The sequence below is a fragment of the Allobosea sp. AK1 genome, from assembly GCF_006714945.1.
In the GTDB taxonomy this organism is placed as follows: Bacteria; Pseudomonadota; Alphaproteobacteria; order Rhizobiales; family Beijerinckiaceae; genus Allobosea; species Allobosea robiniae.
Genome location: NZ_VFMG01000001.1, coordinates 3,156,388 through 3,168,557, shown reverse-complemented (window position 1 = coordinate 3,168,557; position 12,170 = coordinate 3,156,388). Strand labels below are relative to the sequence as shown.

General features: G+C 58.3%; 10 protein-coding genes. 7 read left to right on the top strand and 3 right to left on the bottom strand.

All coding sequences use genetic code 11. The features are described from left to right. Nucleotides 1-267: 267 nt before the first annotated feature. Nucleotides 268-798 (top strand): hypothetical protein, encoded by a 531-nt coding sequence (locus FHT98_RS15515; RefSeq protein ID WP_142114568.1) that lies wholly within the window; start codon nucleotides 268-270, stop codon nucleotides 796-798. Here FHT98_RS15515 and FHT98_RS15510 read toward each other — a convergent pair. Further along, nucleotides 793-1,269 carry a hypothetical protein gene (locus tag FHT98_RS15510; RefSeq protein ID WP_142114567.1) on the bottom strand — a complete coding sequence of 159 codons (477 nt, stop codon included), beginning with the start codon at nucleotides 1,267-1,269 and terminating at the stop codon, nucleotides 793-795. The two genes, FHT98_RS15515 and FHT98_RS15510, sit on opposite strands and share 6 nt — an antisense overlap. Before the next feature lie 151 nt (nucleotides 1,270-1,420). On the opposite strand from FHT98_RS15510, the gene FHT98_RS15505 reads away from it, so the two are divergent. Then, nucleotides 1,421-1,744 (top strand): hypothetical protein, encoded by a 324-nt coding sequence (locus FHT98_RS15505; protein WP_142114566.1) that lies wholly within the window; start codon nucleotides 1,421-1,423, stop codon nucleotides 1,742-1,744. Here the strand turns inward: FHT98_RS15505 and FHT98_RS15500 are convergent. Further along, nucleotides 1,710-2,357 carry a recombinase family protein gene (locus tag FHT98_RS15500; protein WP_142114565.1) on the bottom strand — a complete coding sequence of 216 codons (648 nt, stop codon included), beginning with the start codon at nucleotides 2,355-2,357 and terminating at the stop codon, nucleotides 1,710-1,712. The genes FHT98_RS15505 and FHT98_RS15500 overlap by 35 nt on opposite strands. A 98-nt stretch (nucleotides 2,358-2,455) precedes the next feature. On the opposite strand from FHT98_RS15500, the gene FHT98_RS15495 reads away from it, so the two are divergent. After that, the gene (locus FHT98_RS15495; protein ID WP_142114564.1) at nucleotides 2,456-2,932 is read left to right on the top strand and encodes a hypothetical protein; all 477 of its coding nucleotides are present in this window, start codon (nucleotides 2,456-2,458) and stop codon (nucleotides 2,930-2,932) included. Nucleotides 2,933-3,778: 846 nt separating this feature from the next. Here FHT98_RS15495 and FHT98_RS15485 read toward each other — a convergent pair. Then, on the bottom strand, nucleotides 3,779-4,372 hold the full coding sequence (locus tag FHT98_RS15485) for a hypothetical protein (protein ID WP_142114563.1): 594 nt from the start codon (nucleotides 4,370-4,372) through the stop codon (nucleotides 3,779-3,781). 250 nt (nucleotides 4,373-4,622) lie between these two features. On the opposite strand from FHT98_RS15485, the gene FHT98_RS15480 reads away from it, so the two are divergent. The 4 genes from FHT98_RS15480 to FHT98_RS15465 are packed head-to-tail and all read left to right on the top strand — an operon-like array spanning nucleotide 4,623 to nucleotide 12,113. Next, the gene (locus FHT98_RS15480; protein ID WP_142114562.1) at nucleotides 4,623-7,064 is read left to right on the top strand and encodes a type I restriction-modification system subunit M; all 2,442 of its coding nucleotides are present in this window, start codon (nucleotides 4,623-4,625) and stop codon (nucleotides 7,062-7,064) included. Next, a complete protein-coding gene (locus FHT98_RS15475) occupies nucleotides 7,057-8,268 on the top strand; it encodes a restriction endonuclease subunit S (protein ID WP_185745175.1) in 1,212 nt (403 codons plus the stop codon). Before FHT98_RS15480 ends, FHT98_RS15475 begins: the two co-directional genes overlap by 8 nt. A gap of 40 nt (nucleotides 8,269-8,308) precedes the next feature. Further along, nucleotides 8,309-11,377 carry a type I restriction endonuclease subunit R gene (locus FHT98_RS15470; protein ID WP_142114560.1) on the top strand — a complete coding sequence of 1,023 codons (3,069 nt, stop codon included), beginning with the start codon at nucleotides 8,309-8,311 and terminating at the stop codon, nucleotides 11,375-11,377. Next, nucleotides 11,367-12,113 carry a M48 family metallopeptidase gene (locus FHT98_RS15465; RefSeq protein WP_142114559.1) on the top strand — a complete coding sequence of 249 codons (747 nt, stop codon included), beginning with the start codon at nucleotides 11,367-11,369 and terminating at the stop codon, nucleotides 12,111-12,113. The genes FHT98_RS15470 and FHT98_RS15465 overlap by 11 nt, the downstream gene beginning before the upstream one ends. Nucleotides 12,114-12,170 lie beyond the last annotated feature (57 nt).

Below are 12,170 nucleotides of genomic sequence, written 5' to 3'. Positions count from 1 at the left end.
GTCTCAACGTCGCGCCGGAGGCGCGGCAAGGCCGAAGGCCGCGCAGGTGAGGGCGCGAAGCGCCCGAGGTGCCGGAGCATCCCAATAAGCGTGACCGAAACAGCGTTCCGTCTATTATAATAGTATGTGAAGAAGATAGTTTGTTTAAGAAGCCGAGACGCTATTCCGGTCACGCTTAAATTCTTGCTCCCTTCTCCGGGTTTTTTCTGCGGGCAAGATCTCCGGCCGCTATAAACGGAGTAGGATGTCAGAGAACCGGAGAAATTGATGGCCAAGCGCCAGTCCTTGAAACACCTCTCGCCTGAAGAGAAGGCCGATCGTAAGCGCCAGCAGGCGACAGTCCGGAAACAGCGTGAGCGTGCCAGGAAGGAGAAGCCGCCTATCGGGATGTCGCCGGAGCTGGAAGAGTTCCTTGACGAGTTGCTAAAGCTGGGCCTCCGGCACGCCGTCTGGGGCCTTGCTCAGTGGGAGCGCGAGAACAAGCAGAAGTTTCCCGAACTCGATCGACCTGCTCCGGATGCGTCGCTGGATCAGCATCAGAAGTTCGAGAGCCGTCGCAAAATGCTTGGCCTTGCGCGCTTCTATGTTGGGACGGCCATCAAGAGGGACAAAACGAACCAGCGGCACGCCCGTTTCCTGGTGAAAGAAGCCGAGCAGGCTGACGGTCGTGGCATCAGCGTGGACCAGCTCCGCAACGAGAAGCGCCTAAAGCGGGAGGCGTCTGCTGAGCAACGCAGGCGCCAAGAGGCTCTCCAGACGCTCCAGCGGGTTCGAGTGGCTGGAGCCGCGAGCTTATAAACTGGCGTTGGAGATGAACCACTTGTCGAGCGCGTCGATCAGCTGACGCTTAACTCGGGTGTCCCTGGCTAACGCGCGATAAAGTGACGTATCCGACCGATCGAAGCCAAGCTCCTCCATCAGATCGGCAGACGTCAGGCTTTTCGCTTTGACGATCACCTGAATGCGCGCCTTCGCCCAAGGCTGTAACAGGCCGCTGCTAGCTATTGGAAGAGCCGGTGGGGAGACGGTTGGCGTCGCGGCCGCGATTTTCAACCAGCGTAGAAATTCTACTTTCTCAGATGAAGACGCAGCCTGCCACGCGTTCTTGAGCTCCTGCAGCCGAGATCGACGCTTCTTCAGCCCCGCCGCCTCGAACGCCTGCAGCGCGGACGAGAACGTGCCTGCCTGATAATCCGCGTAGATCTTAGGGTGATCGCGCTTCAGCCGTTCGAGATAGTAGGTGTTGTCGCGCTTCTGAGGCTTCGGCATCGCGGCTGTTTTCCAGGTGCGTTCGCGTGGCTATCGCTACAGAACAACGCCGTCCAGCTTCCGCTTGCCAGCCGCGCTCACGATCGAACGCAGTCCAGTTGGCCCCTCGTTATAAGTGAAGCATCAGCACTGTCGCTGACCAGAAGCGAGTATGATCGAAATGCCTATCGTCTTCCCCGAATTCGAGTATCCCTCCCGCAATCAGAAGCTCGACATGGAAATCGCCTCCATGATCAAAGACGCGCACGAAGCTAAAGACACCATCGATCTGCTTGATCTCGCGATGGTTATCCGGCGCCATGTGACCGAAGACATCAGCGACCTCGACGAGCTTTTCTCGATCTCGCCGATCTACCCTCGACCGAAGAGCATGACTCCTCGTGAATGGCTGGCGAAGTTTAAGGCCGAGGGTGGCGTGCTACCGAAGCCCCGGATCAGGATCACTGCGGCGATGCAGCGGGCCAAGCAGATATAGGCAGAGCTAGTATGTCTGCTCCTTTCAGAGTGACGTCGTCGGGCGGCTCTGAAGGGGCGCTTTGCTTCACGACGCGCAGCAGCGTTCGAGGATGGACGCCATACCGACCGGCGATCTCAGCGAGATCCGCTCCAGGCTTCTTGACCTCAAGGCGGGCTTCGTGTCGCTGCTCCGCGTTCAGCGCCGGCTGACGGCCAACATGCTTCCCGCGTGCCTGGGCAGCAGCCATCCCGGCGCGAGTTCGCTCGCTGATCAGAGAGCGCTCGAACTCGGCCATGGCAGCCAGCAGGTGGAACAGCAGCCGTCCTCCAGGCGACGACGTGTCGATGGCCTCGCTCAGCGAGTGGAATTCGACCTGACGCGCTCCAAGCTCGCTGATGAGCCGGACAAGTTCCACGAGCGAGCGTCCCAGGCGATCGAGGCGCCAGACGACCAGCATGTCGGACGGCTCCAAGGCGGTGAGCAGATCAGCGAGACCCGGTCTGTCGAATGATGCACCGGAAACGCCATGGTCGGTGAACACCTCGCTGCAGCCAGCCGCCTGCAAGGCGGCGAGCTGGAGATCAAGGTTTTGCTCGTAGGTCGAGACTCGCGCGTATCCGATCCGTCTCATCGCTCGCCGTCACAGAGAATTCCGGTTCAAAATCAACGTGATAATACCCGCGCCCGCCTTGACAGAAAGGAACCCTTTCGTGCGGTCGGGGATTTCTGTTGACCGACTACGCCGAGCCCTGGTCTTCCAATGGCTTAGCCGCACTCGGATCGCGAGCATCGCGCTATGACGGAGGGGTTCCCTTTCGTGCGGATGTTTCGATGGCAGCCGGCATGATCAGAACATCGCTTGCAACGCTCTGCATTGTTACCGTTACCGCGACTGCCGGCCTGGCCTATGCAGCACCGAAGCGCACACGCGCATCGTCAGCGGAACAAGCCATCCTTGTCGCCGCGCTGAAGACGGAGCTGAAAGATCCTTACTCGGCCGTCCTGTCGAACGTCAGGACCTACAAGTCAGGCGTTCACATTTTCACCTGCGGCATGGTCAACGCGAAGAACAGCTTCGGCGGCTACACCGGCGCGGTGCCATTCCATGTCGCGTCGATGTCGCTGCCGGGGCAGACTTTTGCGACACCACCCCTGGTTCTGATCGGCGAGGTCGCACTTAGCCGCTACTCGACCGACTGCCTCTAGCCTTCCGGCGTCGCTTCTGGAACTCCTCGGCTTGTTTCTTGTCTACATGGCGCGGACATTTAATACGTCATGTTGGATCGCCAGTGAGCGCCTGTGCGCTTCCTATGCAGCATTCGGTTTAGCCCGAGCAGCGTCGACGGCGGTCAAATCCCAGTGCTGAACATCAGTGCGGCTAGCTCCGTAGATTCAGCTACGGATCTCAGCCGTCATGCCCCAGCTATGAATCGGCCAGTGCCCGCCAGCCCCGTCTTCTGCGGTGAAGTAGAACTCCTTGAACCGTCCGGTCTCGAGAACTCGCACTAAGTCCGAAAACTGCGAGCGCGTGACTTCAAGAGAGAGGCAGAGTGAAGGGCTTGGCTCCGACCTGAACATAAGACCGGCATCCGGAAACTCGGTTTTCATTGGTGTGGGCGCCCAGCACGTCACAATTCCTGGCCAACGAAATTTCTTGTCCGGAGGCAGGAGGAGCGCCGCGCCAAGCAAGTAAGAGAACTCCACCGCCCGCCGAGGCGGTCCTGGCTGAACCGTTTGACCGAAGTGCAGGCTTGGCGTCCCGACCAGCTCGCCGTGCCAGCTACCCGCGATGAAATCGGGCAGGCGAAAACCTCCTGGTTTCTTCCGCTTTTGTGGCATCGTTCACCTCGTGCGTCAGATGATCCGAGACAACAGGCTTAAGCGCGCCAGGCGCTCACCGGCTGGCACGGCACCGCTGAGCTAGTCAGCCTCGTCGCTAACGACGGATCGAGCCAGTAAGCGCCTGGGAGATTCCTTCGCGGCATCCGCATTAAGGCCACTGCGAGGTGCCGCAGTCAGCGAGGCGTGGTGGCCAATTGCATTCATAGCGTATCAGCGCGGAAAGTCGGTCGACCTCCATGGCTCACCGATGACGTGTCCACCGCTCTGCGCGGCACGGAGGATCGCTTCAAGTGCGCGACCGGGGCTGCACCTGAAGCACTCTCGTGAGTCCTGTGGGCGGCCATCCTTCATGTAGCTCGTCACCACCATGTATTCGCTCAACAGCACCTGCGTCTCGATCTCGAGCCTCCCGCCTTCTTCAACGGGCAAGCGGAAGATCAGCTGCCAATCCTTGGTGCCGCCGACACCGTCGAAATTGATCTTCGAGATCCGAACATCGCAGTTGGTCGAATTGCCAACCTTCACCAAGCCAGAGCTACGCGAGATTGCGATGTAGACCTCGCTCTGAGCTCGGTGCCGCTTTTGATAGCCGAGCTTCGCGGGATCACATTGGACGCAGTGTCCAGATCTCGTCCTCAGGCGGTGGCCGGCTTTGGCGCATGCAGAGCCAAGCACGACTGACTTGCCTTGGTCTTTTGCGACGAGTCGGATCTGTTCCTTGCTCATCCGGCGCCCATCGAGGACATGTTGATCGGTCAGGCCTTGCCGCGTTAGGAAAAATAGTTCGTCACGAGTCAGATCCATCCGCTCCCCCGTTTCCCAACATCTTGGCGGAGTTCATGGGGGCTGCCAAATCCGGAAACGCGGGAACCACCTGTCGAACCGGGGATTGATCCATCACGGCTTTGAATTATCGCTGATCGCCACAGTGATCCGTCTTCAGCCCGCCAAACTCGTCGATCGGTTCCCAAATTTCTTGAATGCAGAGTGGCTTTTTGATTCATGAGCCCCTGGAGGGGAATGTCGGTTAGATAGCCCCAAGCGCGAGGGCTATATGGCTATTAAAAAAAGCGACATTTACCGATCCCTCTGGGACAGCTGCGACCAGCTGCGTGGAGGGATGGATGCCTCGCTCTACAAGGACTACATCCTCACGCTGCTCTTCGTGAAATACGTGTCCGACCGGTCCGGGCAGCCGGACGCGCTGATTGATGTCCCCGAAGGCTGCTCTTTCGAAGATATCCGGAAATTGCGCGGCACCAAGGATATCGGCGAAGGCATCGATACCGCCATCGCCGGTATTGCCGAAGCGAACGATCTGAAGAACGTCATCGACCGCGCATTTTTCAACGACACCGAAAAATTCGGGCGTGGTCCGAAGATGGTGACGACCCTCACGTCGCTCATCAACATCTTCAGCCGCGAAGAGCTGAACTTCAGCCGTAACCGGGCGGGTGGTGATGATATTCTGGGCGACGCCTACGAATATCTGATGCGGAACTTTGCGACCGAATCCGGCAAGAGCAAGGGCCAGTTCTACACCCCGGCCGAGGTCTCGCGTGTCGTGGCGGCTGTAGCAGGCATCAACCGGGCGAACAGCCCGAAACAAACCGTTTACGATCCGACCTGTGGATCTGGCTCCCTGCTTTTGAAGGCAGCAGATGCAGCGGATGTTGAGCTGACGATCTACGGCCAGGAATTCGACATCACCACCCGCGGCCTCGCCAAGATGAACATGATCATGCATGGGCGAGAGGATGCGGAAATCGCTCAGGGCGATGTTATCGCCGAACCGCAATTCAAACCCTCAGCGACCGAGATCCAGACCTTCGATTTCGTGGTCGCCAACCCTCCGTTTTCGAGCAAGGCCTGGGGATCGGGTCTGACCAGCGATACCCGGTTCGGTCGCTTCGACCTTGGCATGCCGCCTGAAAAGAACGGTGACTTTGCCTTCCTGCTCCATATCCTTTCTTCGATGAAAGCCACCGGTTCGGGCGCGGTCATCCTTCCACATGGCGTCCTTTTCCGCGGCAACAAAGAAGCCGAGCTGCGCGAAAAGATTCTCAAGCGCGGCTACATCAAGGCGGTCATCGGCCTGCCAGCAAACCTGTTTTACGGAACTGGCATTGCCGCCTCGATTATCGTGCTCGACAAATCCGGGGCTTGTGCTGATCGCCCGGTCTTTATGATCGATGCGTCACGCGGTTATCTGAAGGACGGCAACAAGAACCGCCTACGCGAGCGCGATATCCACAAGATCACGGATGCCTACACCCGCCAGTTGGAAATCTCCGGCTATTCGCGCCTCGTCCCCTATGCCGAGATCACGCGCAACGATTTCAACCTGAACATCCCCCGCTATATAGACAGCTCGGACCCCGAGGATCTGCAGGACATCGAGGCCCACCTGAAAGGCGGCGTGCCGGACCGCGACATCGACCTGCTGGCCGAGTTTTGGCAGGTCTTGCCGGGCGTGCGCAGCGCGCTGTTCGGGCCGAACCCGCGCCCGGGCTATTCCGATCCGCTGGTTGAGCCGGACGAGGTCCGGCCCACCATCCGCAATCATCCCGAGTTCGGCGCGTTCCGCGACCGCGTTCACGCCATACTTGACGGCTGGGCTGAGGCGAATGCCCCGCTGCTGAATGGGATCCAGCCGGGCGACAAACCCAAGGCGATCATCCACAGCATTGCCGAGGATATCCTGGAACGCTTTGTCGATGCGCCGCTCATAGATCAATATGAGGCCTACCAGCGCCTCATGTCCTATTGGGCTGCGGTGATGCAGGATGATGTGTTCATCATCGCCGACGCCGGATGGAACGCCGCTAAGGAACTGCGTGAAGCACGAAAAGAGACTGACAAGGACGGCAAAGTGAAATGGCTGGAAGAGGCCGACCTGACCGTGAGCAGGGTGCGCCTGATAGCCGATGTCATTCCGCCCGCGCTGATCGTCGCCCGCTTCTTCCCAGAGATGCAAAAGGCGCTGGATGATACTCAGGCCAGGGCCGAAGAGCTGGGCCTGAAGATCGAGGAAATGGTTGAGGAGCACGGCGCCGAGGGCGGCCTGCTGGCCGATGCCCTGACGGAGGCGGGCAAGCTGACCGCTGCGTCACTCAAGGCGCGGGTCAAATCCCGCGAGGCCGATCCGGAAGAAGCAAAGCTTCTAAAGCAGGTCGCCAAGCTGATGACCGAGGAAACGGCGGCTAAAAGCGCCGTGAAAGAGGCCGAGGACGCGCTAACCGAGGCCACGCTAAAGAAATACCCCGATCTGACCGAGGAAGAGATCCGTTCGCTGGTCGTAGATGACAAATGGCTAAGCGACGTCGCGGAACTGATCGAGGCCGAGGTCGAGGCTCGGACGGAGCTACTTACCGCTCGGGTGCGTGTGTTGACGGAGCGGTATGGGTATACGCTGCCAGAGCTGGCTGGCGCCTTCGAGGATATTTCCTCAAAGATTACTGCCCATCTTGCAGCGATGGGTTTCGCCAATGAATGATCACGTTTCGTATCCCGATGAGTGGCAAGCAACGAAGCTCGCAGACATTGCGGTAATCGCGACCGGCGGCACCCCTCCCACTCAAAACGAAAAGTTGTATGGACGAGAGCACCCATTCATTTCACCCGGAGACATTGGATTCTCAAAATTCATCTCGAAATCCGAGAAAATGCTTTCGGATCTCGGTTGGCGAGGATGCAAGAAATTTCCGACAGGAACGATCCTATTTGTTTGCATTGGCTCGACCATTGGCAAGATTGGCGTTGCCGCGCGACCAGTTAGTGCAAATCAACAAATCAACGGCGTGGTCCCACTTGAGAAAGTTGTGCCTGATTTTCTCTATTACAGGCTTAGTCTCGCCTCCCGAGAGGTAAAGGCTCAAGCCAGTGAGCAGGCCGTCCCGATCATTAACAAGACGGCCTTTGGCGAGTTGGACCTATGCCTCCCACCGTTGCGCGAACAGAAAGCCATCGCCGAGGCGCTGTCGGATGCGGATGCGCTGAGAGAGGGGCTGGAGCGTCTGATCGCCAAGAAGCGGCTCATCAAGCAGGGTGCGATGCAGGACCTCCTGACCGCCAAGCGCCGCCTTCCGGGGTTCTGGGGTGAGTGGGAACCCCGAAAGCTCGGAAACATTTCAGCTTTCATCACAAAGGGTGCGACTCCAACCACTTACGGGTTCAGTTGGCAAAACCATGGGGTCCTGTTTCTAAGAAGTGAATGTGTGTCCGCAAAAGGATTGGACCTTTCTCAGTCCATGTTCATTTCGGAAGAGGCGCACCGCGCAACAAAGCGCAGTGAAGTATCTTCCGGCGACATCCTGATCACCATTACCGGAAATGTTGGGCGCGTCGTTCGTCTTCCTGAGAACTTTGGCGTCGCCAATATTAACCAGCACATTGCACGTATCCGAATTTCTGCGGCCAATTCCGACAGGGATTTCGTGTTCCACCAACTTTCACGGCCTGAGTATTTGAGGCGTTTCAATTCCATCGTGACCGGGCAAGCATATCCCCAGATCAGCCTCGAGCAAGTTCGTGAGGCAACTGTGAATTTCCCGGTGTTGGAGGAACAGGTCGCGATCGCATCAATCTTGAATGACATGGATGCCGAAATCCAAGCCCTCGAAGCCCGTCTCGAAAAGGCGCGTCAGGTGAAGGAGGGCATGATGCAGAACCTTTTGACCGGGCGGATCAGGCTCGTCTGACAATATTTGCACTGGTGAATTTTAGGACGGGGGCAGGGGCATGAGCACGATCGGCGAGGCGGAACGCAAAGCGCAAGACAGGATCATTGCCCTGCTCAGCGCGCACGAGACCGTCGCGCCCGGTGGCCTCGGATGGCGTTACCTCGGGGATTGGAAGAAGCGCGAGGGAAACACCAATGTGGAGGAAGAATATCTTCGCCCGTGGCTCCTCTCGCGGGGCTACTCCCCCGAGGTCGTGGCTCAAGCCATCACCTTTTTGAAACGCGAGGCGCAGATGGAGGGCACGAAACTTTTCGACGCCAACCGCAGCTTCTACGACATGCTCCGCTATGGTGTGGCCGTTGCCCCTGGCCCGGGCCAAGCGCCCATCACCGTCCGGTTCGTCGACTGGGCGAACCCATTAGCCAATGACTTTGGCGTTGCGGAAGAGGTAGCGGTCAAGGGTAAGGACGCTAAGACCTATAACAAGCGCCCCGATCTGGTGCTTTACGTCAATGGCATCGCACTTGGCGTGGTCGAACTGAAGAAGTCCACGGTAGGGGTGGGCGAAGGCATCCGACAGACGCTGGACAATCAGCGCCCCGAATTCATCCGGCACTTCTTCACGACGGTGCAGATCACCTTTGCGGGGAATGACAGCGAGGGGCTGCGCTATGCCCCGATCCAGACGCCGCAGCCTTATTGGCTCACTTGGAAGGAAGAGAGCGAGATCTCGGCCCGGCTTGACCGTGACGTGACGCAGATGATGACGCCCGCGCGGTTTCTGGAATTTGTCCATGATTTCACGCTGTTCGATGGCGGTATCAAAAAGCTCGCTCGTCCAAACCAGTATTTCGCCGTGAAAGCCGCGCAAGAGCGGGTGCGAGCGCAAGAAGGCGGGATCATCTGGCAGACGCAGGGCTCGGGCAAAAGCCTGATCATGGTGATGCTGGCGCGCTGGATCCGGGAGAATTTCCCCGATGGGCGTGTGTTGATCGTTACGGACCGCAAAGAGCTGGACCGCCAGATCGAGGACGTGTTCGGAAACACCGGCGACAAGGTGCGCCGTGCCCGTAACGGGAACGATCTGATGGCCGCGCTGGCCGATCCCAAGGACCGCATCATCTGCTCGCTGGTTCACAAGTTCGGCAAGCGCGCGGAGGGCGAGATGGAGGGGCTGATCGCCGACATCCAGAGCGCCAACATCGGCGCCCCCGTCGGTGACTTCTTTGTCTTCATCGACGAGGCCCATCGGACCCAGTCCGGAAAATTGGCCAAAGCCATGCGGAAAATCCTTCCCGAGGCGATGTTCGTCGGGTTTACCGGCACGCCGCTGCTGCGTTCGGACAAGGGCACGTCGCTGGAAACTTTTGGTCCCTACATCGGCACGCCTTACCGCTTTGACGAGGCCGTCGAAGACGGGGTCGTGCTGGATCTGCGTTATGAGGCGCGCGATATCGATCAGCGGATTAGCGCACCGGGCAAGATAGATGCTTGGTTCGAGGCAAGAACAAAGGGGCTGACGCCGATCGCCAAGGCCACACTGAAACAACGCTGGGGCACCTTGCAGCGGATCCTGTCAAGCAAAGACCGCCTTGAACAGATTGCCAGCGACATCGTCATGGACATGGAGATGAAGCCACGCCTCAAGGCAGGCATGGGTAACGCGATGCTGGTCGCGGGCTCCATCCCCGAAGCGTGCAAATTCTTCGAGATTTTCAGGAAATCCGGCTCGGTCCTAGCCAGCAAATGCGCCATCGTGACCTCATATAAACGAGCGGCCCCGGAACTGACCGGAGAAGAATCCGGTATGGGCGAGACCGAGAAGCAGTATGTCCATAGGGTCTATACCGACCTTCTGGGCGACGCTTCAGAGGAGGACTACGAGGAAGAAGCGCTGCGGCTGTTCAAGAACGAACCTGGCCGCATGAAGCTTCTGATCGTTGTCAGTCGCCTGCTCACGGGATTCGACGCGCCAACGGCCACCTATTTGTTTATCGACAAGCAGATGCGCGACCACGGCTTGTTCCAGGCTATTTGCCGGGTCAATCGGCTGGATGGCGACGACAAGGATTTCGGCTACATCGTCGACTACAAGGATCTGTTTCGGAACATCGAAAGGGCGGTTGACGACTACACGTTGGAAGCGTTCGATTCCTTCGATAAGGAGGATGTCGAGGGCCTCATAACAAATCGCGCGGAACAGGCGGATGATGATCTGCGCACCGCCCGGGACGTTTGGCTTGGTCTTCTCGATGCGGTCGAGCAGCCGAAGGGCGATGACGAGATCTTCGCCTATTTCTCCAGCCCCCAAGGCTTGGAGAATGACCCGGATGCCGAGGAGAAAGGCCGCCGGCGTCAGGCCCTATACAAGCTGGTCGGTCACTACGCGCGGGCCTATGCCAACGTTGCCTCCGAACCGGAGGCCTCGGGCTTCAACGAACTGGAGCTTGGCGAAATTCGCAAGGAAGTGGAACAGGCAATCGGCATTCGTGATGCTGTCAGGCTCCACAGTGGCGACGCCGTCGATCTAAAGCTCTACGAGCCAGCAATGCGCCATCTCATCGATACCTACATCCGCGCGGATGACTCGAAGGTCATTTCCCATCTGGACGACATCAGCCTGATCGATCTTGTTCAGAGCAAAGGTGCGGACGCGGTGAACGACCTCCCCACTGCATCAAAAGGCAAGCGCAGCAACGTTGCTGAGGCCATTGAAAACAACGTTCGCAAGCTCATCATCGAAGAGACGCCAGTCAATCCAAAATTCTACGAGATGATGTCTCAGCTGCTAAGCGATTTGGTCACGCAGCGCCGTAATGACGCGATCGAATACGCTGAATATCTCGAGAGAATTTCTGAGCTGGTGAGGCGTGCAAAAGCAGGCCATGGAACCAGCTATCCGGAGACTATCAAATCTGCGGGTCAAAAAGCTCTTTTCGACAACCTAGGCGGAAACGAAGAGCTGACGTTGCGGGTAGATCAGACCGTTCGCAATGTCGCGCCCGATGGATGGCGGGGCCACGGGATGAAAGAAAAGAAGGTCAGGCTCTGCTTGAAACGGGAGCTCTCGGACGATGCGAGGGTTGAGAGCATCATGCAGATTTTGAGGAACCACAGTGAATATTGAACACCACACCATCGGCCGCTTGGATGTTGAGGTCCACTGGAAGGGAATCAAAAACCTGCATGTAGGCGTCTATCCACCCGATGGCCGCGTGCGTGTCGCTGCTCCTATGGCCGTTAGCTTGGGTGCAATTAAGCTCGCCGTCTTGACCCGGATGGCTTGGGTCCGGCGGCAACAGGCGAAGTTCGCGGCTCAGGAACGTCAGTCTGTGAGGCACTATCAATCCGGCGAAACCCATTTCCTCTGGGGGCGTCCATTGCGGCTGGATGTCGTCGAATGGGATAAGGCCATCTATAGGATTTCGGTGCAGCGCAGCGAGAGGCTCTGTTTTCAAGTCCCATGCGAGAGCAGCAGCGGGCAGCGTGCGGCGTGGATGGGGAATTGGCGTCGCAGCCAGCTGCGCAAGGTCGCGGCTCCGAAGGTTGCGAAATGGTCAGAGATTCTTGGCGTCACCCCACGGAAATGGGGCATCCGAGAAATGCGCACCAAGTGGGGCAGCTGCAACTCGCGGAAATCGATAGTCTGGCTCAACAGCGAGCTTTCCAAGAAGCCTGTGAGATCGGTTGATTATGTGATTTTGCACGAGCTCGCGCACCTGATCTCGGAACGACACGACGATCGCTTTCTGGCCGTCCTGGATGAGCATATGCCGAGATGGAAATCGATCCGGGCGGAATTGAACGCGTTGCCACTGGCGGCATGGGAGAGCCTCGCCACAAACGCGGCGCGCCCAACTTGATAGGAATGAGCAATCCTACGCTCGGAGAACCACGCGCCATCCAAAATCCCTCGTTGC

What these genes read in the sequence shown, in the direction of transcription:
- FHT98_RS15510 (WP_142114567.1), bottom strand. Translation starts at nt 1,269, where the DNA reads ATGCCGAAGCCTCAGAAGCGCGACAACACCTACTATCTCGAACGGCTG.
- FHT98_RS15470 (WP_142114560.1), top strand. Translation starts at nt 8,309, where the DNA reads ATGAGCACGATCGGCGAGGCGGAACGCAAAGCGCAAGACAGGATCATT.
- FHT98_RS15500 (WP_142114565.1), bottom strand. Translation starts at nt 2,357, where the DNA reads ATGAGACGGATCGGATACGCGCGAGTCTCGACCTACGAGCAAAACCTT.
- FHT98_RS15515 (WP_142114568.1), top strand. Translation starts at nt 268, where the DNA reads ATGGCCAAGCGCCAGTCCTTGAAACACCTCTCGCCTGAAGAGAAGGCC.
- FHT98_RS15505 (WP_142114566.1), top strand. Translation starts at nt 1,421, where the DNA reads ATGATCGAAATGCCTATCGTCTTCCCCGAATTCGAGTATCCCTCCCGC.
- FHT98_RS15485 (WP_142114563.1), bottom strand. Translation starts at nt 4,372, where the DNA reads ATGGATCTGACTCGTGACGAACTATTTTTCCTAACGCGGCAAGGCCTG.
- FHT98_RS15480 (WP_142114562.1), top strand. Translation starts at nt 4,623, where the DNA reads ATGGCTATTAAAAAAAGCGACATTTACCGATCCCTCTGGGACAGCTGC.
- FHT98_RS15475 (WP_185745175.1), top strand. Translation starts at nt 7,057, where the DNA reads ATGAATGATCACGTTTCGTATCCCGATGAGTGGCAAGCAACGAAGCTC.